This is a genomic window from Streptomyces sp. NPDC046197 (assembly GCF_040646295.1).
Classification (GTDB): domain Bacteria; phylum Actinomycetota; class Actinomycetes; order Streptomycetales; family Streptomycetaceae; genus Streptomyces.
Genome location: NZ_JBEYZY010000022.1, coordinates 1,770 through 22,005 on the forward strand (window position 1 = coordinate 1,770; position 20,236 = coordinate 22,005).

Sequence of the window (20,236 nt, forward strand, 5' to 3'; positions counted from 1 at the left end):
CGTAGGCCTGCGGGGCCGGGTACTGGCCGGTGGAGCTGTTGTCGTAGGCCTGCGGGGCCGGGTACTGGCCGGTGGAGCTGTTGTCGTAGGCCTGCGGGGCCGGGTACTGGCCGGTGGAGCTGTTGTCGTAGGCCTGCGGGGCCGCGAACTGGCCCGTGTTGGACGGGTTTTCCGATGAGCCCGGGCCGAAGACGTCCGAGCGGACGAACTGGCCCGTGTCCTGCGCGGGGTTGACACCGGGAGAGGGGAACTGGCCCGTGTCCCGGTCGCCGCCGGCCCGCGGAGCGTCGAAGTTCTGGCGGGGGAACTCGGACGCCGAGCCGGGAGACTGCCGGTTGTCCGCGCTCGGGACCACCGGCATCTCCGCGGTCGAGCCCGGCCCCTGCCGGTCGTCGATCCGCGGCATGCGGGAAGTCTGCGCCGGGTCCTGCTCGTCGTGGCCGCGGGGAGCGTCCAGCGAGGCGCGGCCTGCGCCCTGGTCGCCCCAGCCCGGCGTCCGGGACTGAGCGGCGCCGCCGGGCAGCTCCGCGCGCGCACCACCGCGCTGCTGCTGCCGGCCCTGCTCGGTGCCGTTCGCCCGCTGCGCGGACCCGGGTCCGCGCCCGCCGAAGGCGTCCTGGCCCTGGCCCTGGCGCTGAGCGTCACCGAAGCCCTGCTGCGTACCCGACGCCTGGCCGCCGAAGGCGGCACCCGCGCCGGCCGGAGCCGACCGGCCCTGCTGTCCCGGACCCTGCGGTCCGCGCGCGCCCGGACGACCACCCGCACCGGGCAGTGCGGCCCGCGGACCCTGACCGGCGCCGACCTGACCGCGCGGAGCGGACCCGGCGCCGAGGCGGCCACTGCCGCCGGCGGACGCACCCGCGCCCAGGGCGCCGCCACCCGGCTGGCCGTTCTGACGGCGCGCCGCGGCCACACCGGCGGCGGCCTGCGCGGCCGCCGGACCACCGGTGGAGGGGGCACCGGGCTTGCCGGGAGCCGGCTTCTTGCCGCCCTGGGCGACATCCACGGGCAGCATGACCAGGGCGGTCGTACCGCCGGAGTCGGAGGGGCGCAGCTGGATGCGGATGCCGTGCCGCTGGGACAGACGACCGACCACGAACAGACCCATGCGGCGGGAGACCGAGACGTCCACGGTGGGCGGTGAGGCGAGCCGCTCGTTGATCGCCGCGAGGTCCTCGGGGGAGAGGCCGATACCGGTGTCGTGGATCTCGATCAGCACCCGGCCGTCGGGCAGCGCGTGACCGGTGACCTTGACCTTGGTCTGCGGGGAGGAGAACGACGTCGCGTTCTCCAGCAGCTCGGCGAGCAGGTGCACGAGGTCGTTGACGACCCGGCCGGCGACCTCGGTGGTCGGGACCGCGGCCAGTTCGATGCGCTCGTACTGCTCCACCTCGGACGCGGCGGCGCGGAGCACGTCGACCAGCGGGACCGGGCGGGTCCAGCGGCGGCCGGGCTCTTCACCGGCGAGAACGAGGAGGTTCTCACCGTTACGGCGCATACGGGTGGCGAGGTGGTCCAGCTTGAACAGCGAGGACAGCTGGTCCGGGTCGGCCTCGCGGGACTCCAGTTCGGAGATCAGCGACAGCTGGCGCTGGATCAGACCCTGGGAGCGGCGCGAGAGGTTGGTGAACATCGCGTTGACGTTGCCCCGCAGCAGGGCCTGCTCGGCGGCGAGCCGGACCGCCTCGCGGTGCACGTCGTCGAAGGCCGCGGCCACCTGGCCGATCTCGTCCCGGGAGTGCACACCGACCGACTCCACGGAGGTGTCGACGTCCTGCGGGTCGGACTCGGACAGCTGCTTGACCAGCTCGGGCAGACGGTCCTGGGCGACCTTGGTCGCGGTCTCCTGCAGCCGGCGCAGCGAGCGGATCATGGAGCGGGCCACGACGAAGGCGCCGACCAGCGACACGCCGAGGACGAGCAGGATCAGCGCACCGGAGATGATCGCGTCACGTTCGGTGGCGCTGCGCAGCTGGCGGGCCTTCTGCTCCATCTCCTCCAGCAGCGTGTGCTCGATCTTCTTCATCTGCTCGACCTTGGTCGAGCTGTCGTCCACCCAGTCGCGGTACGAGCGCTTGTCGAGCGACTGCAGACCGTTCGGCTGACCGAGGACGCGCCGGGCGTAGTTGTCGGCGGAGGTGATGATCGCGTTGCCGTTGTCGATCGGCTTGACGAGCTCCTCGGCGCCGTCGCCGTAGATGTTGCGGAAGCTGCTCAGCTCGGACGTCTGGCTCTCCAGCGCCGACTCGGCGTACAGCCGGTCGTTCTCCGAGAGCTTGCCGGTGGTGGTGTTGTTGGCCGGCAGTGCGGCCGCGATGACGGCGCGCTGGACGGAGGCGAACTCCTTGGCGGAGGAGAAGGCCGCCAGGGCGCGCGTGCGCTGGATCATCTCCGGGTTGCTGGTCGCCTCGGCCATGTCCTGGGAGAGGCCGAGTAGCTCGGTGATGAGCCGGTGGTAGGCGTCGACCGTCTGTGCGGAGTTGTCCGTGACCTGGTAGGCGTTCTTACGGATCTTGCTCAGGCCGTTGAGCTCGCTGGCCAGGCCGACCAGGGTGTCGCGGACACCCTGGAGGTTGCCGTTCTTGCTGGCGCCGTCGATCTCCTCGGAGCTGTTGAGGAAGTTCTGCAGGGCGCGGTCGGTCTTGTCGCGGAAGCCCTTGACCGTGATCGTGCTCGCGCTGGAGGGGTGGGCCAGCGGACCGGCGGACTGGTCGCGCTCCTCCTGGAGCGCGGCGGCCAGCTCGGTGGCCTGCTTGGTCATGTCCGTCAGCAGCTTCATGTTGTCGAGCTGCTGGATGTCGTCCATGTTCTGGTTGATGCGCAGCGCGCCGAGCGAGGTCGCGGCGACGACGGGGAGCGCGAGCAGCGACACCAGGCGGGTGGAGATGCGCCAGTTGCGCAGGCTTATTCGCGAGCCGGGGCCGACCGGGCCCGGACTCTTGGGCGTCTTGACCACCGGAGCGGGGCTCGGCGACGCCGACGTACCGGACGTACCGGAGCGCCCGGGACGCTCACCGTTGTCGCCGGTCGGGGCCGGGCCCGGGTTCTGGGCGTGCTGGGGCGCGGAGCTGCCTTTCACGGGGCCAGTCCCGCCGTGCGGCTCCGGCTCCGCCGAAGCGCTGCCATCCCTCTTGAAACGTCCCTGCACTAGCGTCGCAACCTCTGGACCAGGCGCCCCTCCGCGTCAGCGGAAGGACGGTGTCGGCGTGGTGAGAAGCGTCCTGAACACGCTCCCCTTGGTGGTCGTGAGTGACCGGCGCTGGCTCCCCCTCTCGCCGCCGCCCCGGCGCTGCGTTTGCGCCCTTGCGCGCCGGCTCGTTCCTGCGGCGGTCCGTGGCATTCCAGCACAGTGCCGGATCTCCAACAAGGCTCGCGTACCAGGCTGTGACCTGAGTGACACGCTGTGAGTGAAGCGTTACGAGGCGTGGAAAGTGATCTCACCGATAACGGTCATACGGCCACGAACCGATGAGCGGGCAGGGGTGTCCCAGTCGCCATGATCGGGAGCGGAATGGTCGCTTCAGAGCGCCAATGTCCGTTTCGTTGGGGTGAGATGCCGGTCGGAATTGACCGGTTTGTCGATGGGGCCGTGAGCAAACTCACACTTGGATCACGAGCTCTTCACGGCTTCGCCAGGGAATTGAATGTTTAGCCTGACGCTTTACAGAGTTGGGAAATCCGACAACCGCGCCCGCGCGAGGGTCCCGCGACCCTTCCGGCGCCCGTACACGACAGGGTCTCGTACAACCGTGAAGACGACGATGATGTTCCGCACGATAGCCAACCCGCGACGCACCACGCTGGCACACCTCGAGGACGCCGACGCCCTGCACACGCCGGAACAGCCGGAGCACTCCGTCTCCCTCCCCACCCAGACCGCCAACCCCAGGCGCACCGTCCTCATGGAGGCACCGGTCGCGGCCTCCGTCGCGGAGTAGTACGCACCCCGGCCGCCGAACACTCAAGGCGGCCGCACAAAAGGATCAGGGGCGTCCCGCATGTCGGGCGCCCCTCCTTCTTTTCCCTCTCGGCCCTTCTTGCCCTTCTCGCCCTCCTTGTCGCTCTCGCGCGTCCTTCTCGCCGCCCGTCGTCCGGCCCCCCGACGTGCTGCGCGCGCCGGAATGCGCGAGGTCCGGGGCCCCCGGCGCGTTAGCCTGGATCGTCAGACTCCAGCCGGCTCAGATAAGGGGCGCAAGGATCCCGTGCGCATCGCCAGGTTCTCCATCGACGGGAACGTCGCCTTCGGCGCGGTCGAGGGCGACAAGCCGGACGAGCTCGTCCTCGACATCATCAAGGGCATCCCGTTCGTGGACTTCGAGCTCTCCGGTACGAAGGTGCCACTGAGCAAGGTCCGGCTGCTGCCGCCGGTGCTCCCCAACAAGGTCGTGGCCTTCGGCCGCAACTACGCCGAGCACGCGCGCGAGCTGGGCAACGAGGTGCCGGACGCCCCCTTCGCCTTCTTCAAGCCCTCCACCTCGGTGATCGGCCCCGGCGACGAGATCCAGTACCCCTCCTTCTCGCACGAGCTGCACCACGAGGCCGAGCTGGCCGTCGTCATCGGCCGCATGTGCCGCGAGGTCCCGCGCGAGCGCGTCAAGGACGTGATCTTCGGCTACACCTGCGCCAACGACGTCACCGCCCGCGACGTGCAGCGGCGCGAGAAGCAGTGGGGCAGGGCCAAGGGCTTCGACACCTCCTGCCCGCTCGGCCCCTGGGTGGAGACGGACCTGGACATCGCCGCCGCGGCCGACCTGACCATCCAGCTCACCGTGAACGGCGAGCAGCGTCAGCTGGGCCGCACCAGCGAGATGATCCACTCGATCGAGGATCTGATCGTCAACATCACCGAGGCCATGACGCTGCTCCCCGGCGACGTCATCCTCACGGGCACCCCGGCAGGGGTCGGCCCCCTCAACGTCGGCGACGAGGTCGCCGTCACCATCGAAGGCATCGGCACTCTCACCAACAAGGTTGTCAAGCGTGGCTAGCGCACCCGGCTCTCCCTCCCCCAAGTCCTCGGCTCCGCTCGGACAGGGGGTACCCCCACGCGTCCGTTTCTGCCCGTCGCCCACCGGTAACCCCCACGTGGGCCTGGTCCGCACCGCCCTGTTCAACTGGGCGTTCGCCCGGCACCACCAGGGCACCCTGGTCTTCCGCATCGAGGACACCGACGCGGCCCGCGACTCCGAGGAGTCCTACAACCAGCTGCTCGACGCGATGCGCTGGCTGGGCTTCGACTGGGACGAGGGCCCCGAGGTCGGCGGCCCGCACCCGCCGTACCGTCAGTCGCAGCGCATGGACATCTACCGTGACGTCGCCCAGAAGCTGCTGGACGGCGGCTACGCCTACCACTGCTACTGCTCCCAGGAGGAGCTGGACAGCCGCCGGGAGGCCGCCCGCGCCGCCGGCAAGCCGTCCGGCTACGACGGCCACTGCCGCAACCTCACCCCCGAGCAGGTCGAGCAGTACAAGGCCGAAGGCCGCACCCCGATCGTCCGCTTCCGCATGCCCGACGAGACGATCACCTTCAACGACCTGGTCCGCGGCGAGCTGACCTTCACCCCGGAGAACGTGCCGGACTACGGCATCGTCCGGGCCAACGGCGCCCCGCTGTACACGCTGGTGAACCCGGTCGACGACGCCCTGATGGACATCACCCACGTGCTGCGCGGTGAGGACCTGCTCTCCTCCACCCCGCGGCAGATCGCCCTGTACAAGGCGCTGATGGAGCTGGGCATCGCCCACCGGGTCCCCGAGTTCGGGCATCTGCCGTACGTGATGGGCGAGGGCAACAAGAAGCTGTCCAAGCGCGACCCGCAGTCGAGCCTGAACCTCTACCGCGAGCGCGGCTTCCTGCCCGAGGGCCTGCTCAACTACCTCTCCCTCCTCGGCTGGTCGCTCTCGGCCGACCAGGACATCTTCACGATCGAGGAGATGGTCGCGGCCTTCGACATCACGGACGTGAACCCGAACCCGGCGCGCTTCGACCTGAAGAAGTGCGAGGCGATCAACGGCGACCACATCCGCATGCTCGACGCGAAGGAGTTCACGGAGCGCTGCCGCCCGTGGCTGCAGGCCCCCTTCGCCCCCTGGGCCCCCGAGGACTTCGACGAGGCGAAGTGGCAGGCCATCGCGCCGCACGCGCAGACCCGCCTGAAGGTCCTCTCCGAGATCACGGACAACGTCGACTTCCTGTTCCTGCCGGAGCCGGTCTTCGACGAGGCGTCCTGGAACAAGGCGATGAAGGAGGGCTCCGACGCCCTGCTCCGAACCGCACGGGAGAAGCTGGAGTCCGCCGACTGGACCTCGGCGGAGTCCCTGAAGGAGGCCGTCCTGGCGGCCGGCGAGGCGCACGGCCTCAAGCTCGGCAAGGCCCAGGCACCGGTCCGCGTCGCCGTCACCGGCCGCACGGTCGGCCTGCCCCTCTTCGAGTCCCTGGAGATCCTGGGCAAGGACCGCACGCTGGCCCGCATCGACGCCGCGGTGGCGAAGGCGACGGCGTAACCCGCACCCGCGCTGGCGAAGGCGTAACCCGCACCCGGGTCAGGGGCGGCGGCCGCACCGGCTGCCGCCCCTTTCGCATGCCGTCGCGGGCCGACCGTCGAGCCTGGCCGCTACCGGGTCGAGACGGCCGCGGCCACCCTGGCCCAGCCGGACGAGTCGCCGTCCGACACGCCCGACCTGCGCGTGGCCGCCCGCCTGGTCATCCGTGACGAGCCGACCGCGACCTTCGTCGCCCCCGGCCCGGCCGCTGTGGCCGTCTGACGACCGCACACGCCTGGGCCGGGGAGGCGAAGGCCGCTTCCGCCGCCGGTCCCGGCGGTACCGTCGGTGGCATGGCCATCGCAGCTGTCGTCTGGGACGTGGACGACACCCTCTTCGACTACACCACCGCGGACCGCGTCGGCATGCGGGCGCATCTGGCGGCGGAAGGGCTGCTCGACGGGTACGAGACCGCCGAGCAGGCCCTGGCACGCTGGCGGCGGATCACGGACGCCCAGTGGGCGCGGTACTCGGCCGGGGAGGCGACCTTCGAGGGGCAGCGGCGGGACCGGGTGCGCGTCTTCCTCGACCGGTCGGAGCTGAGCGACGACGAGGCCGACGCCTGGTTCCGGCGTTACCTGGCTCACTACGAGGCGGCCTGGGCCCTGTTCCCGGACGTGCTGCCCGCCCTGGACGCCCTCGCCGCCAGCCACCGGCACGCGGTGCTGTCCAATTCGAGCCTGCACGTCCAGGAGCACAAGCTGACCATCCTCGGTCTGCGCGACCGCTTCGAGGCGGTCCTGTGCGCCGCGGAGCTGGGCGTCTCCAAGCCGCAGCCGCGGGCCTTCCTGGCGGTGTGCGAGGCCCTGCACCTGCCGCCGCACCAGGTCGCGTACGTCGGCGACCACCCCGAGATCGACGGGCGGGGAGCCGCCGAGGCCGGCCTGCTGTCGGTGTGGATCGACCGTGGCGTGCCGCAGGCGACCGGCCCCGAGGCACCCGTCGGACCGCACCGCATCGCGACCCTCGCCGAACTCCCCGGGATCCTCGTCTCGGAAAGCCGTTTTGGAGCCCCGTCCACCTTCGGGTAATGTTCTTCCTGCGCCGCGGGGCGGCCCGGACAACCGGAACGAACCCGAGGCGCAGTGCTAGAACAAGATCCCCTCAGGGGCTTGCGTTCCAGTGGCCTATGGTGTAATTGGCAGCACGACTGATTCTGGTTCAGTTAGTCTTGGTTCGAGTCCAGGTAGGCCAGCTCGCAGAGCTCATCTGCACCTGCGGATTTCATCCGCGAGCCCCCGTTGTGTAGCGGCCTAGCACGCTGCCCTCTCAAGGCAGTAGCGCCGGTTCGAATCCGGTCGGGGGTACTGATCCTTCTCGCGAGGACGGCCGGGTCGCTCCCGCTGTCCTCGATGCAGGATCGCCAGGGCCCCCGTTGTGTAGCGGCCTAGCACGCCGCCCTCTCAAGGCGGTAGCGCCGGTTCGAATCCGGTCGGGGGTACTTGAAGGTCTAAACCACCTTTGGTCTATGGTGTAATTGGCAGCACGACTGATTCTGGTTCAGTTAGTCTTGGTTCGAGTCCAGGTAGACCAGCTGATCTGCGGAAACGCAAGATCTGCGCCCCCGTTGTGTAGCGGCCTAGCACGCCGCCCTCTCAAGGCGGTAGCGCCGGTTCGAATCCGGTCGGGGGTACGCAGTCGGAAGGGCCCTCCCTCGGGAGGGCCCTTCGGCGTACCCGGACGCCTCACCTCCCGCCGAACCGGCGGCGTGACTCCTCCGCCTCCGCGAGCCGGCGCAGGCTGAGCAGCACCGGTTCGTACAGCACGGTCAGCGCCACCGCGGCCTCCACCTGCTCCTCCGGCGTCCCGTACCGTTCCACCAGGTCCAGGTCGGTGAAGGCGATCCGCTCCATCGCGCGGGCGTACGGCTCCAAGTCGTCCACGGCGCAGGGGTAACCGAGCCGGGACAGCGCGGCGATCGCGGTCACGAGCATCCCGTACGCGGGGGCGGGCGGGGCGCCGTATCTCCAGTCGAGCCGCGTCAGAAGCTCGTCGGCGGTGCGCCGGGCGGCCTCGGTGGCCGGGTCGGTCTCGTCCGGTGCCGGGCCGTGCGGCAGCGCCCATACGGCGGTGCCCAGACGCCCGTTCCGATCGAGATCCTCGTCCTGCAGCGCGGCGAGCACCTCCCGGGCCGAGTTCACCGGGATCCGTCCCACCTGGATCAGCGCCCGCACCAGCCGCAGCCGTCGCAGGTGCTCCTCGTCGTACTCGGCCTGGGTGGCCGTGACGCGGCGGCCGGGGTGCAGCAGCCCCTCGCGCAGGTAGTACTTGATCGTCGCGGTGGACACCCCGCTGCGCGCGCTCAGCTCCGCCAGTCGCATTCCGCTCCGCGTCCCTTCCTCTTGTCTCCCGTTGTCTCCCGCTCCAGCCCTTGCGTTCCGCGTTGGAGAGTGTCACTATCCAACCATGGATAGCGACGCTATCCAATCAAGCGGAGCACGAGCGAGTTGGGGGATCTCATGGGTGCCAGGCCGATCGAAGGGCGCATGACCGCCGCGAGCGAGGACGGGGTCGTCGTCTTCCTCATCGGGATGCGTGTCAACAGCTTTGCCGCGGTGCGCAGTTGGTGGCCGGTGGCCAGGGCGATGGGGCCGATGCTCGCGGAGCTGGCGCGCGAAAGGGACAGCGGGCTGCTCGGGTACAAGGCACTGCTCGGCGGACCCCGTGAGGCGTACCTGGTGCAGTACTGGGAGTCGAAGGAGAAGCTGCTCGCGTACGCCGCCGCGCCGGACGGGAGCCACCGCCCGACCTGGGCCGCCTTCAACCGGCGGCTGCGCGAGGGGAAGGGCAAGGTCGGCTTCTGGCACGAGACCTACGTGGTGCCGGCCGGGTCCCACGAGTCGATCTACGTGAACATGCCCGAGTTCGGCCTCGGCAGGGCCACGGGGGTCGTTCCGGTCGCCCGCCGTGGAGACCGCGCCGCCGAGCGGCTGCGGGTCAACTGAACCCGACCCGCCACGACCGACGGCTTATGGGGCTGCTGGTATTGCTGGGGTTGGAGGGGCTTGTGGTACCGGCGCCACAGCCGAACTGCCGGCCCGCGACACCCGAACTGCCGGACGCCGGTACCGCCGAACCGCCTGAAAGGGCCCGCCGCGGCGTTGAGGCCGGCCCTTCGACGGCGTCGGCTTGACGGCGTTGGCTTCCGGCGTCAGCCGGAGCGGCGCAGGGCCTCGGAGAGGCGGGCGGCGGCGTCGATGACGGCCTGGGCGTGCATACGGCCGGGGTGGCGGGTCAGGCGCTCGATGGGGCCGGAGACCGAGACGGCGGCCACCACGCGGTTGGAGGGACCCCGCACCGGCGCGGAGACGGACGCGACGCCCGGCTCGCGCTCGCCGATCGACTGGGCCCACCCGCGGCGCCGTACGCCCGACAGGGCCGTCGCCGTGAAGCGGGCGCCCTGCAGGCCCCGGTGCAGCCGCTCCGGCTCCTCCCAGGCCATGAGGACCTGTGCGGACGAGCCCGCCTTCATCGTGAGCGTCGAGCCGACGGGGACCGTGTCCCGCAGTCCGGACAGGCGCTCCGCGGCGGCGACGCAGATGCGCATGTCGCCCTGGCGGCGGTAGAGCTGCGCGCTCTCTCCCGTGACGTCCCTCAGGTGGGTGAGGACCGGGCCCGCGGTGGCGAGGAGGCGGTCCTCGCCCGCTGCCGCGGCCAGCTCTGCCAGGCGCGGGCCGAGAATGAACCGGCCCTGCATGTCGCGCGCCACCATACGGTGGTGTTCAAGGGCCACGGCCAGCCGGTGGGCCGTGGGTCGTGCCAGTCCGGTCGCCGCGACCAGACCCGCGAGGGTGGCCGGACCGGACTCCAGGGCGCTCAGGACAAGGGCTGCCTTGTCCAGAACGCCGACGCCGCTACTGTTGTCCATGCAACGATACTTGCGTCTCACTCTGTGAAACGCAAGTTCAATTTTCCGTGGAACACGCCACCCTGGAATCACCACGGCCCGTGGAACGACGGGCCCGGTGGCGGACGCCCCGCGACAGGGGGGAGCGGGCGCCGCATCCTCAAGATCTCTAGTTGGGTCGGCGCCTTCGGTGTTCGGCCGGAGGGAAAGCGATGGGTAGGACACTCGCGGAGAAGGTCTGGGACGACCACGTCGTCCGGCGCGCCGAGGGCGAGCCCGACCTCCTCTTCATCGATCTGCACCTGCTGCACGAGGTGACCAGCCCCCAGGCCTTCGACGGCCTCCGCAAGAGCGGCCGCGCGGTGCGCCGCCTCGACCTGACCATCGCCACCGAGGATCACAACACCCCGACCCTCGACATCGACAAGCCCATCGCGGACCCGGTCTCACGAGCCCAGCTGGAGACGCTGCGCAAGAACTGTGCCGACTTCGGCGTCCGGCTGCACCCGCTGGGCGACGTGGAGCAGGGCGTCGTGCACGTCGTCGGCCCGCAGCTGGGTCTGACCCAGCCCGGCACGACCGTGGTCTGCGGCGACTCGCACACCTCCACGCACGGCGCCTTCGGTGCGCTGGCGTTCGGCATCGGCACCTCGCAGGTCGAGCACGTGCTGGCCACCCAGACGCTGCCGCTGGCCCGCCCCAGGACGATGGCCATCACGGTCGACGGCGAGCTGCCCGAGGGCGTCACCGCCAAGGACCTGATCCTGGCGATCATCGCGCGGATCGGCACCGGCGGCGGTCAGGGCTACATCCTGGAGTACCGCGGCCCGGCCATCGAGAAGCTCTCGATGGAGGCCCGGATGACCATCTGCAACATGTCGATCGAGGCGGGCGCCCGCGCCGGCATGATCGCCCCCGACGAGACGACCTTCGAGTACCTCAAGGGCCGTCCGCACGCCCCGGAGGGCGCGGACTGGGACGCCGCCGTGGAGTACTGGAAGACCCTGCGCACCGACGACGACGCCGTGTTCGACGCCGAGGTCGTCATCGACGCCGGAGAACTGTCCCCGTTCGTCACCTGGGGCACCAACCCGGGTCAGGGCGCGCCGCTTTCGGCCGCCGTCCCCGACCCGGCTTCGTACGAAGACGCTTCGGAGCGCCTGGCCGCCGAAAAGGCCCTGGAATACATGGGGTTGGCGGCCGGACAGCCGCTGCGCTCCATCGAGGTGGACACGGTCTTCGTAGGCTCCTGCACCAACGGCCGCATCGAGGACCTGCGCGCCGCCGCCGCGATCCTGAAGGACCGCAAAGTCGCCGACGGCGTACGGATGCTGGTCGTCCCGGGCTCCGCGCGCGTGGGTCTGCAGGCCGTCTCCGAGGGCCTGGACGTGGTCTTCAAGGAGGCGGGCGCCGAATGGCGGCACGCGGGCTGTTCGATGTGTCTGGGCATGAACCCCGACCAGCTGGCCCCCGGTGAGCGCTCCGCGTCCACCTCCAACCGCAACTTCGAGGGCAGGCAGGGCAAGGGCGGCCGTACTCATCTGGTGTCGCCGCAGGTCGCCGCCGCCACGGCCGTCCTCGGCCACCTGGCCTCCCCGGCCGACCTCGCCGACGACAACGCCGCCCGCACGCCCGCTGGAGTCTGAGAATCATGGAAGCCTTCACCACCCACACCGGCCGGGCCGTCCCGCTGCGCCGCAGCAACGTCGACACCGACCAGATCATCCCCGCCCACTGGCTCAAGAAGGTCACCCGCGACGGGTTCGAGGACGGGCTGTTCGAGGCCTGGCGCAAGGACCCCGAGTTCGTGCTCAACCGCCCCGAGCGGCAGGGCGCCACGGTGCTGGTCGCCGGCCCCGACTTCGGCACCGGCTCCTCCCGGGAGCACGCCGTCTGGGCGCTGCAGAACTACGGCTTCAAGACCGTGATCTCCTCCCGCTTCGCGGACATCTTCCGGGGCAACTCGCTGAAGAACGGCCTGCTCACCGTGGTGCTGGAGCAGAAGATCGTGGACGCGCTGTGGGAACTCACCGAGAAGGACCCGACAGCTGAGGTCACTGTGGACCTTGAGGCACGTGAGGTGCGCGCCGAGGGCATCATCGCCTCCTTCGAGCTGGACGAGAACTCCCGCTGGCGGCTGCTGAACGGGCTGGACGACATCTCCATCACCCTGCAGAACGAGGCCGACATCGCCGCCTACGAGGCGAAGCGCCCGTCGTTCAAGCCGCGGACGCTGCCGGTCTGACCCCGTTCCCCGGCGGCCGGTGATCGACTGCCGGCCCGACAGGCCGATCCGCCCTTCGCGCAAGTCGAGTTTCGGCCACCGCACACCCCCTCCGTACCCCCGATCTCCCCGATCGGGGGTACGGCCGTTTCCGGGCCCCACCGCCCCGGCGCGCCGCCGTGCGCGCGCACAACTTCCCACGTTATGAAGGTTGTTGCCGGGGTACGCGGAAGCCGAGGCCGCGGTCGGCGCGGATGCCCGGAAGCCCGCCCTGGGCGGCAGTTGCCCCCTGCGCAGGCGACAACTCGCCCCAGATGGCACAATCTGTGCATGGACAACGACGGCCAACTCGAGCTCTATACGGCGGTCGCGGCCCAGCTCAAGGAAGCGCACGCAAGGGTGCGCGCACTGCAAGTCCCGGAGGGCGTACGGATGGCGCTGACCCGGAAGCTGCTGGTCATTACGGCCGCGGCCAAGCACGATCTCGCCGGTGCGGCAAGGCGTCTGGAGCGGTTCACCGCCGACCTCGACGAGGGTCGAATCCCCCAAGAGGACAGCTGAACAGCCCGAGACCGTCGAGTCCGTTGCGGCACAAGGGTGATTAGCCCGTTTCGTGTTTGATTTGCGGTATATATCTGCCTAACGTGCGAAAAAGCTTGAACACTTTCGTTCTGGCAAGGTCTCCGAAGGGGAAGACGTGAACAAGGCGCAGCTCGTAGAAGCGATTGCCGACAAGATGGGCGGCCGACAGCAGGCCGCCGATGCTGTCGACGCGGTACTGGACGCCATCGTCCGAGCGGTCGTCGGGGGAGACCGGGTCTCGGTCACCGGCTTCGGGTCCTTCGAGAAGGTCGACCGCCCGGCCCGCTACGCCCGCAACCCGCAGACCGGCGAGCGGGTCCGGGTCAAGAAGACCTCCGTTCCCCGCTTCCGTGCCGGCCAGGGCTTCAAGGACCTGGTGGGAGGCTCGAAGAAGCTCCCGAAGAACGACATCGCGGTCAAGAAGGCGCCCAAGGGCAGCCTGTCCGGCCCACCGCCCACCATTGCCAAGGCCGCGGGCAAGAAGGCCGCCGCCAAGAAGACGGCGGGTGCGGCGAAGACGGCTGCCGCGAAGAAGACGACGGCCAAGAAGACCACGGCGGCCGCCAAGAAGACCACGGCGAAGAAGACGACCGCCAAGAAGACCACGGCGGCCGCCAAGAAGACCACGGCGAAGAAGACGACCGCCAAGAAGGCCACGGCGGCCAAGAAGGCTCCGGCGAAGAAGGCGACGGCCAAGAAGGCCCCCGCCAAGAAGTCGACCGCCCGCAAGACCACCGCCAAGAAGACCACCGCCCGCGGCAAGTAAGGGCACAGGGGTACTCACACGCCGGGCCGGACTCCCGAGGGAGCCCGGCCCGCGGCGCGTTCACCGGCTGTTCGGCCTGTTCAGAAGCGTATGCGCGGCTTTCAGGAGCGACTCCGCAGCGCTCGACCCGCGGGGCTCAGGACGGTACCCGCGGGGCTCAGAAGGTCTGCAGCGTCACCAGCGTGATCCGCAGCCCGGGCCCCTCGCCCTCCGTCTCGATCCGCACCCGCTGCCCGGGGCGCAGCAGCCTCAGACCTCCCGCGTCGAACGCCGGTGCGTCGAAGGGCACCGGCGTGCCGTCGTCCAGGAGCACCTGGCCACTGCGGGTTTCGGGGTCGTACGTGTATGCGGTCGCCTGCATGACGGCAGCCTACTGGGCCCGCTCGCGGCGGCCGCGCGTTACTGCCCGGGGATCAGCAACCGCGCGGCCGCCGCCGCGGTCCGCGGTCCCACGCCGAGAGCCAGAGCCGCCCGCAGGTCCTCGCCGGTGTCCACGTCCTGACGTACGGAATCCACCGCCTCCAGTGGCAGTTCCACCGCCCCGGACGCCCGGTGGCGGCTGCGGGAATCGACACCGAAAGCCGGGAGCAATTCGCGATCCGGCGCGACGGCCAGCAGCGTTGTACCGACGCCTGCCGCATCGGAGAGAAAAGCGCGCGGGAATTCCGCGGCCGCCGTCAGGACCCGGGCCAATTCCGTCGGCCGCAGCGCCGGAAGATCGGCGTTCAGGGCCGCTACGGGACTTTGGGGGCGCGATGCCCGCACGACCGCCGTCCCGTGCGCCAGGGCGGCGTTGAGCCCGCCGTGCGGCTCGTCGGGAACGATCCGTGCGCCGAGCGCCGCCAGCTCCCGCCCGGCCAGCACGTCGTCCGTGACGACCGCCACATCCCGCACCCCCGGACAGGCCAGCGCCGCCGCCACCGTGTCCAGCGCGAAGGCGAGCACGAGGCCCGGCCGCACCCCGTCGTGGGCGGTGTCCGACAGCCTGCTCTTGGCCCGGGCCAGGGGCTTCAGGGGGATGACCAAGGTCCACTGCACGCGCGTTCGTCCCTCTCTTGTATCCGGACATTGTCCCCCGCGGCATCTGGCGGTCCGCAGGTCGGGGCGTACGGTGTTCTCGACAGACCGGCGGCCTGGGGCGACACTTGTGCGGCCCCCCAGGTCCTAGAGGAAGGTGTCCGCGTGCCCCGCCGCAGAATCGGCTTCTGGTACCGCTTCGCAGCGGTGATCTGCAAACCGCCGCTGGTGGTTCTGATCAAGCGGGACTGGCGTGGAATGGAGAACATTCCGGCCGAGGGCGGATTTATCACCGCGGTGAACCACAATTCGCACATCGATCCTTTCGCCTACGCCCACTATCAGTACAACACCGGGCGTGTGCCGCGATTCCTGGCGAAGAGCGGGCTTTTCAAGAAGGGGTTCGTGGGCGCCGCGATGCGCGGCACCGGGCAGATTCCCGTCTACCGCGAGTCCACGGACGCGCTGAGCGCCTTCCGCGCCGCCATCGACGCCGTGGAGCGCGGCGAGTGCGTCGCCTTCTATCCCGAGGGCACGCTCACCCGCGACCCGAACGGCTGGCCGATGACCGGCAAGACGGGCGCGGCCCGGGTCGCCCTGCAGACCAAGTGCCCGGTGATTCCGGTCGCCCAGTGGGGCGCCAACGAACTGCTGCCGCCGTACGCCAAGAAGCCGAACCTCCTGCCGCGCAAGACCCACCGCGTGCTGGCGGGCCCGCCCGTGGACCTGTCGCGCTTCTACGACCAGGAGATGACCCCGGAACTGCTGAAGGACGCGACCGAGGTCATCATGGCGGCCATCACCCGGCAGCTGGAGCAGATCCGCGGCGAGAAGGCGCCTGCCACACCGTACGACCCGCGCCGGGAGCGGCTCGAGCAGCGCCGCAAGACCCAGGCCCAGAACCAGGTCCAGAACCAGGTCCAGAACCAGGCGCAGACCCGGAGCAGGGCCGTGCCGGCCGTACCGGAAGTCCAGGAAGAGGGGCAGGGCACGTGAGCAAGCCGGTCAAGGCGGCCGTCTTCGGTACCGGATCGTGGGGCACCGCCTTCGGCATGGTCCTGGCCGACGCGGGCTGCGAGGTCACCCTGTGGGCCCGCCGCGCGGACCTCGCCGAGGCGGTCAACTCCACGCGGACCAATCCCGACTACCTGCCCGGTGTCGAACTCCCGGAGAACCTGCGCGCGACCGCGGACGCCGCCGAGGCCGCCCGCGACGCCGACTTCACCGTCCTCGCCGTTCCCTCGCAGACGCTGCGCGGCAACCTCGCCGAGTGGGCGCCGCTGCTCGCGCCCCACACCGTGCTCGTCTCCCTGATGAAGGGCGTCGAACTGGGCTCCGCCATGCGGATGAGCGAGGTCGTCGAGGACGTGGCCAAGGTCCGCGCCGACCGCATCGCCGTGGTCACCGGGCCCAACCTCGCCCGGGAGATCGCCGCCCGGATGCCGGCCGCCGCCGTGGTCGCCTGCACCGACGAGACCGTCGCCCAGCGCCTCCAGGCCGTCTGCCACACCCCGTACTTCCGCCCGTACACCAACACCGACGTCGTCGGGTGCGAACTCGGCGGCGCCGTCAAGAACGTGATCGGGCTGGCCGTGGGCATCGCCGACGGCATGGGCCTCGGCGACAACGCCAAGGGCTCCCTCATCACGCGCGGGCTGGCCGAGACCACCCGGCTGGGCGCCGCCCTCGGCGCCGACCCGCTGACCTTCTCCGGACTCGCGGGCCTGGGCGACCTGGTGGCGACCTGCTCCTCGCCGCTGTCCCGCAACCACACCTTCGGCACCAACCTCGGCAAGGGCATGACCCTGGAGGAGACCATCGCGGTCACCAGGCAGACGGCCGAGGGCGTCAAGTCCTGTGAGTCGGTGCTGGATCTGGCCCGCCGGCACGGCGTCGACATGCCCATCACCGAGACCGTCGTCGGCATCGTGCACGAGGGCAAACCACCGGTGGTCGCCCTCAAGGAGCTGATGTCGCGCAGCGCCAAGGCGGAACGCCGCTGACCGGCGGCGACCGCCCGCACCACGCTGAGCGACCATCCGTGCGACGCTGAGCGACGGCGGGGAAGCGGGCGCTGACTTGGGGGATACCAGCGGGTACTCTCAACGCGATATGAGCACCGAGAACCTCCCCCAGAGCCCTGAGCAGCCGTCCCGCAAGCCGCGCGTGGCCGTCGTGTGCGGCGGGCGCAGCTCCGAACACGGGATCTCCGTGGTCACCGCCGGCGCGGTGCTGCGCGCCATCGACCGGACCAAGTACGAGGTCCTGCCGATCGGCATCACGCGGGACGGCCGTTGGGCCCTGACCGCGGACGATCCGGAGCGCATGGCGATCACCGACCGCCGTACGCCCAGCGTCGAGGAACTCGCCGAGTCGAGCGAGGGCGGCGTGGTGCTCCCCGTCGACCCGAACAACCGTGAAGTCGTCTACAGCGAGCCCGGTTCGGTGCCCAAGGTGCTCGGCGAGGTCGACGTGGTCTTCCCGGTGCTGCACGGCCCCTACGGCGAGGACGGCACCCTCCAGGGCCTCCTGGAGCTGTCCGGCGTGCCGTACGTGGGCTCGGGCGTGCTCGCCTCGGCCGTCGGCCAGGACAAGGAGTACATGAAGCGGGTGTTCACCTCCTTCGGGCTCAAGGTGGGCCCGTACGTGGTGATCCGGCCGCGCGAGTGGCAGCAGGACCAGTCGGCCGCCCGCAAGAAGATCGTCGACTTCGCCGGCGAGCACGGCTGGCCGCTGTTCGTGAAGCCCGCCCGCGCCGGCTCGTCGATCGGCATCACCAAGGTCGAGGACCTCTCCGGCCTCGACGAGGCGATCGAGGAGGCCCAGCGGCACGACCCGAAGGTGCTCGTGGAGGCCGCGCTGCGCGGCCGCGAGATCGAGTGCGGTGTGCTGGAGTTCGAGGACGGTCCCCGGGCCTCCGTACCGGCCGAGATCCCGCCGCCCGAGGCGCACGCGTACTACGACTTCGAGGCGAAGTACATCGACTCCACGCCGGGCATCGTGCCCGCCCCGCTGACGCCCGAGGAGACCGCCGAGGTGCGGCGGCTCGCGGTGGAGGCGTTCGAGGCCGCCTCCTGCGAGGGGCTGGTCCGTGCGGACTTCTTCCTCACCGAGGACGGCGAGTTCGTGATCAACGAGATCAACACCATGCCGGGCTTCACGCCCATCTCGATGTACCCGCAGATGTGGCAGGCGAGCGGAATCGCCTACGCAGAACTGGTGGACCGTCTCATCCAGGCGGCCCTGCGCCGCTCGACCGGCCTGCGCTGAGGCCTCCCGAAGGGGCGCGGGGACCTGCGCGACCGGCCACCACCGTCCGGCGCCCGTGGACACCCCGTGCCCCTGCGGCGCTCAGCCGGCGATGCCCTCGGGGATCGTCTTCTTGACCGCGGGCGCCAGGCTGACGAGCGGCGCCATTCCGTGGGCCGTCCGCCCCGCGGGGATCGTCACCTCCACGTACGCCTTGCGCAGCGTGGTCGTGAAGCGAAACGATCCGTCGCCCTGCTTCTGCAGCAGCCAGCCGACCCCGTTCACTTCCGCACCGTCGGCTTCCGGGTTGTTCATCTCGGCGGGCCGGGGTACACCGCAGCGCAGTATGATCGCCGGGCTTCCCCAGCCCGCGGTCAGCGCGGAGGCGGGCTCGGGGTCCTGGCGGCCCAGTCCGTCCACCGTCCTGGGCAGCGCCCTGTCCAGGTTCCGGCACAGCTTCGTGACCGTCGCGTCCGGGCTGGGAACCGCCGCGGTGGCGCTGTCGTCTGCTGAGGAGCAGCCCGCGGCGGTGATCAGCACGGCGAGAACGGGCAGGCCGATGAGCCGGTGACGCAAAGAGTTCACCGGCCAAGGGTAGACGGGGGCTACAGATGCACGACCGGGCAGGTCAGGGTGCGTGTGATGCCGTCCACTTGCTGGACCTTGGCGACCACCATGCGGCCCAGGTCGTCCACCGTGTCTGCCTGGGCGCGCACGATCACGTCGTACGGTCCCGTCACGTCCTCGGCCTGGATCACCCCAGGGATCTTGCTGATCGTCTCGGCGACGGTCGACGCCTTGCCGACCTCCGTCTGGATCAGGATGTACGCCTGTACCACGGAACCTCCAAGGCGACCACGAGGATCATGTGGGGAAAAGGAACGCCACGGTATCGCGTCGCCACGCGCCACGGGGAGACCCGCGAAGGCCGCGACGCGCGTGCCGGGGTGCAGGTAGGACAGAAGTTGACGGTCACCTCGACCGTAACGAGGGCCGCGATGACGCGCGACCGGGAACGGACAGGGACAGAAGGGGCGAAAGGGCAATGAAGGGCACTGTTGGTGAGCTCGGGGAGTTCGGGCTCATCAGGGAGCTCACCTCCCGTCTCACGACCACCCCGGCGGTCCGGGTCGGCCCCGGGGACGACGCCGCGGTGGTCGCCGCCCCCGACCGCAGGGTCGTGGCGAGCACCGACATACTCCTGGAGGGGCGGCACTTCCGCCGCGACTGGTCCACGGCGTACGACGTCGGCCGCAAGGCGGCCGCGCAGAACCTGGCGGACATCGCGGCCATGGGCGCGGTACCGACCGCGCTGCTGCTCGGCCTGGTCGTCCCGGCGGAACTCCCGGTCACCTGGCCCACCGAGCTGATGGACGGCCTGCGCGACGAGTGCCAGGTCGCGGGCGCCTCCGTGGTCGGCGGCGACGTGGTGCGCGGTGACACGATCATGGTGTCCATCACCGCCCTGGGCGACCTGCGCAACCACGAGCCGGTGACCCGCGCGGGAGCCCAGCCCGGCGACCTCGTCGCGGTCACCGGCTGGCTCGGCTGGTCCGCGGCCGGGTACGCGGTGCTCTCCCGCGGTTTCCGCTCCCCGCGCGCCTTCGTGGAGGCCCATCGCCGTCCCGAGCCGCCGTACCACGCGGGCCCCGCGGCCGCGGGGCTCGGCGCGACCGCGATGTGCGACGTCAGCGACGGGCTGATCGCCGACCTCGGGCACATCGCGGAGGCCAGCAAGGTCCGCATCGACATCCGCTCCGGCGCCATCGACATCCCCTCGCAGATGAACGACATCGGGCAGGCCGTCGGTGTCGACCCGATCCAGTGGGTGCTGACCGGGGGAGAGGACCACGCGATCGTGGCGACCTTCCCGCCGGACGTGAAACTGCCCGCCCGCTGGAAGGTGATCGGCGAGGTGCTCAACCCCTCGGCGCTGCCCCAGGTCACCGTCGACGGGGCGCCCTGGACCAGCAAGGGCGGCTGGGACCACTTCGGGGACGACGAGTGA

20 protein-coding genes and 5 tRNA genes are annotated in these 20,236 nt (G+C 70.5%); 18 read left to right on the forward strand and 7 right to left on the reverse strand.

Annotation, left to right across the window (positions count from 1 at the left end):
• Positions 1 to 3,148, reverse strand: a 3,148-nt coding sequence (locus tag AB0A61_RS27265) for a nitrate- and nitrite sensing domain-containing protein (protein ID WP_361297486.1), incomplete at its 3' end; no start/stop codon positions are given.
• Between the two features lie 601 nt (positions 3,149 to 3,749).
• On the opposite strand from AB0A61_RS27265, the gene AB0A61_RS27270 reads away from it, so the two are divergent.
• The 9 genes from AB0A61_RS27270 (at position 3,750) to AB0A61_RS27310 (ending at position 8,176) form a co-directional block, all read left to right on the forward strand.
• Positions 3,750 to 3,938, forward strand: coding sequence for a hypothetical protein (locus AB0A61_RS27270; RefSeq protein ID WP_361297488.1), 189 nt, complete (start codon positions 3,750 to 3,752; stop codon positions 3,936 to 3,938).
• A 264-nt stretch (positions 3,939 to 4,202) separates the two neighbouring features.
• On the forward strand, positions 4,203 to 4,988 hold the full coding sequence (locus tag AB0A61_RS27275; protein ID WP_361297491.1) for a fumarylacetoacetate hydrolase family protein: 786 nt from the start codon (positions 4,203 to 4,205) through the stop codon (positions 4,986 to 4,988).
• Positions 4,981 to 6,504, forward strand: a complete 1,524-nt coding sequence (gltX, locus tag AB0A61_RS27280; protein WP_361297494.1) for a glutamate--tRNA ligase — start codon at positions 4,981 to 4,983, stop codon at positions 6,502 to 6,504. Before AB0A61_RS27275 ends, gltX begins: the two co-directional genes overlap by 8 nt.
• Positions 6,505 to 6,836: 332 nt before the next feature.
• A complete protein-coding gene (locus AB0A61_RS27285; protein ID WP_361297497.1) occupies positions 6,837 to 7,574 on the forward strand; it encodes an HAD family hydrolase in 738 nt (245 codons plus the stop codon).
• A gap of 92 nt (positions 7,575 to 7,666) precedes the next feature.
• Positions 7,667 to 7,738: transfer RNA gene (locus tag AB0A61_RS27290), tRNA-Gln, on the forward strand.
• Between the two features lie 39 nt (positions 7,739 to 7,777).
• A tRNA-Glu gene (locus tag AB0A61_RS27295) sits at positions 7,778 to 7,850 on the forward strand.
• 61 nt (positions 7,851 to 7,911) lie between these two features.
• Positions 7,912 to 7,984 (forward strand) — tRNA-Glu (locus AB0A61_RS27300).
• Between the two features lie 21 nt (positions 7,985 to 8,005).
• Positions 8,006 to 8,077, forward strand: a tRNA-Gln gene (locus AB0A61_RS27305).
• 26 nt (positions 8,078 to 8,103) lie between these two features.
• Positions 8,104 to 8,176: transfer RNA gene (locus AB0A61_RS27310), tRNA-Glu, on the forward strand.
• Between the two features lie 52 nt (positions 8,177 to 8,228).
• Here AB0A61_RS27310 and AB0A61_RS27315 read toward each other — a convergent pair.
• Positions 8,229 to 8,864: a MerR family transcriptional regulator gene (locus AB0A61_RS27315; RefSeq protein ID WP_361297500.1), complete on the reverse strand. Its 636-nt coding sequence runs from the start codon at positions 8,862 to 8,864 to the stop codon at positions 8,229 to 8,231.
• Positions 8,865 to 9,002: 138 nt separating this feature from the next.
• Between AB0A61_RS27315 and AB0A61_RS27320 the strand changes: the two genes are divergently transcribed.
• Positions 9,003 to 9,488 carry a DUF4188 domain-containing protein gene (locus AB0A61_RS27320; RefSeq protein WP_361297502.1) on the forward strand — a complete coding sequence of 162 codons (486 nt, stop codon included), beginning with the start codon at positions 9,003 to 9,005 and terminating at the stop codon, positions 9,486 to 9,488.
• Positions 9,489 to 9,694: 206 nt separating this feature from the next.
• On the opposite strand, the gene ndgR is transcribed toward AB0A61_RS27320, so the two are convergent.
• Positions 9,695 to 10,411, reverse strand: a complete 717-nt coding sequence (gene ndgR, locus AB0A61_RS27325; RefSeq protein WP_028425251.1) for an IclR family transcriptional regulator NdgR — start codon at positions 10,409 to 10,411, stop codon at positions 9,695 to 9,697.
• Positions 10,412 to 10,602: 191 nt separating this feature from the next.
• Between ndgR and leuC the strand changes: the two genes are divergently transcribed.
• The 4 genes from leuC (at position 10,603) to AB0A61_RS27345 (ending at position 13,962) form a co-directional block, all read left to right on the forward strand.
• Positions 10,603 to 12,036: a 3-isopropylmalate dehydratase large subunit gene (gene leuC, locus AB0A61_RS27330; protein ID WP_361297506.1), complete on the forward strand. Its 1,434-nt coding sequence runs from the start codon at positions 10,603 to 10,605 to the stop codon at positions 12,034 to 12,036.
• A 5-nt stretch (positions 12,037 to 12,041) separates the two neighbouring features.
• Complete coding sequence (gene leuD, locus AB0A61_RS27335) at positions 12,042 to 12,635, forward strand: 3-isopropylmalate dehydratase small subunit (protein WP_361297508.1); 594 nt, start codon at positions 12,042 to 12,044, stop codon at positions 12,633 to 12,635.
• Between the two features lie 309 nt (positions 12,636 to 12,944).
• Entirely contained in the window at positions 12,945 to 13,175 is a 231-nt protein-coding gene (locus tag AB0A61_RS27340) for a hypothetical protein (protein WP_361297511.1), read from the forward strand.
• Positions 13,176 to 13,311: 136 nt separating this feature from the next.
• Positions 13,312 to 13,962 (forward strand): HU family DNA-binding protein, encoded by a 651-nt coding sequence (locus AB0A61_RS27345; protein WP_361297514.1) that lies wholly within the window; start codon positions 13,312 to 13,314, stop codon positions 13,960 to 13,962.
• 157 nt (positions 13,963 to 14,119) lie between these two features.
• On the opposite strand, the gene AB0A61_RS27350 is transcribed toward AB0A61_RS27345, so the two are convergent.
• The gene (locus AB0A61_RS27350) at positions 14,120 to 14,323 is read right to left on the reverse strand and encodes a hypothetical protein (RefSeq protein WP_361297517.1); all 204 of its coding nucleotides are present in this window, start codon (positions 14,321 to 14,323) and stop codon (positions 14,120 to 14,122) included.
• Positions 14,324 to 14,361: 38 nt separating this feature from the next.
• Complete coding sequence (gene cofC, locus AB0A61_RS27355; protein ID WP_361297520.1) at positions 14,362 to 15,000, reverse strand: 2-phospho-L-lactate guanylyltransferase; 639 nt, start codon at positions 14,998 to 15,000, stop codon at positions 14,362 to 14,364.
• A gap of 144 nt (positions 15,001 to 15,144) precedes the next feature.
• Between cofC and AB0A61_RS27360 the strand changes: the two genes are divergently transcribed.
• From AB0A61_RS27360 to AB0A61_RS27370, 3 genes are all read left to right on the forward strand, one after another.
• Positions 15,145 to 15,975, forward strand: a complete 831-nt coding sequence (locus AB0A61_RS27360) for a lysophospholipid acyltransferase family protein (protein ID WP_361297523.1) — start codon at positions 15,145 to 15,147, stop codon at positions 15,973 to 15,975.
• Entirely contained in the window at positions 15,972 to 16,982 is a 1,011-nt protein-coding gene (locus AB0A61_RS27365) for an NAD(P)H-dependent glycerol-3-phosphate dehydrogenase (protein ID WP_361297526.1), read from the forward strand. The genes AB0A61_RS27360 and AB0A61_RS27365 overlap by 4 nt, the downstream gene beginning before the upstream one ends.
• A 109-nt stretch (positions 16,983 to 17,091) precedes the next feature.
• Complete coding sequence (locus tag AB0A61_RS27370) at positions 17,092 to 18,249, forward strand: D-alanine--D-alanine ligase family protein (RefSeq protein ID WP_361297529.1); 1,158 nt, start codon at positions 17,092 to 17,094, stop codon at positions 18,247 to 18,249.
• 81 nt (positions 18,250 to 18,330) lie between these two features.
• Here AB0A61_RS27370 and AB0A61_RS27375 read toward each other — a convergent pair whose 3' ends face one another.
• Positions 18,331 to 18,813, reverse strand: a complete 483-nt coding sequence (locus tag AB0A61_RS27375) for a DUF3515 domain-containing protein (protein ID WP_361297532.1) — start codon at positions 18,811 to 18,813, stop codon at positions 18,331 to 18,333.
• A gap of 20 nt (positions 18,814 to 18,833) precedes the next feature.
• Positions 18,834 to 19,067, reverse strand: coding sequence for an Lrp/AsnC ligand binding domain-containing protein (locus AB0A61_RS27380; RefSeq protein WP_003997603.1), 234 nt, complete (start codon positions 19,065 to 19,067; stop codon positions 18,834 to 18,836).
• Between the two features lie 206 nt (positions 19,068 to 19,273).
• Between AB0A61_RS27380 and AB0A61_RS27385 the strand changes: the two genes are divergently transcribed.
• Complete coding sequence (locus AB0A61_RS27385) at positions 19,274 to 20,236, forward strand: thiamine-phosphate kinase (RefSeq protein ID WP_361297535.1); 963 nt, start codon at positions 19,274 to 19,276, stop codon at positions 20,234 to 20,236.

Coding starts and splice junctions, on each gene's coding strand:
- AB0A61_RS27285 (WP_361297497.1), top strand. CDS start 6,837: ATGGCCATCGCAGCTGTCGTCTGGGACGTGGACGACACCCTCTTCGAC.
- AB0A61_RS27315 (WP_361297500.1), bottom strand. CDS start 8,864: ATGCGACTGGCGGAGCTGAGCGCGCGCAGCGGGGTGTCCACCGCGACG.
- AB0A61_RS27320 (WP_361297502.1), top strand. CDS start 9,003: ATGGGTGCCAGGCCGATCGAAGGGCGCATGACCGCCGCGAGCGAGGAC.
- ndgR (WP_028425251.1), bottom strand. CDS start 10,411: ATGGACAACAGTAGCGGCGTCGGCGTTCTGGACAAGGCAGCCCTTGTC.
- leuC (WP_361297506.1), top strand. CDS start 10,603: ATGGGTAGGACACTCGCGGAGAAGGTCTGGGACGACCACGTCGTCCGG.
- leuD (WP_361297508.1), top strand. CDS start 12,042: ATGGAAGCCTTCACCACCCACACCGGCCGGGCCGTCCCGCTGCGCCGC.
- AB0A61_RS27340 (WP_361297511.1), top strand. CDS start 12,945: ATGGACAACGACGGCCAACTCGAGCTCTATACGGCGGTCGCGGCCCAG.
- AB0A61_RS27350 (WP_361297517.1), bottom strand. CDS start 14,323: ATGCAGGCGACCGCATACACGTACGACCCCGAAACCCGCAGTGGCCAG.
- AB0A61_RS27370 (WP_361297529.1), top strand. CDS start 17,092: ATGAGCACCGAGAACCTCCCCCAGAGCCCTGAGCAGCCGTCCCGCAAG.
- AB0A61_RS27385 (WP_361297535.1), top strand. CDS start 19,274: ATGAAGGGCACTGTTGGTGAGCTCGGGGAGTTCGGGCTCATCAGGGAG.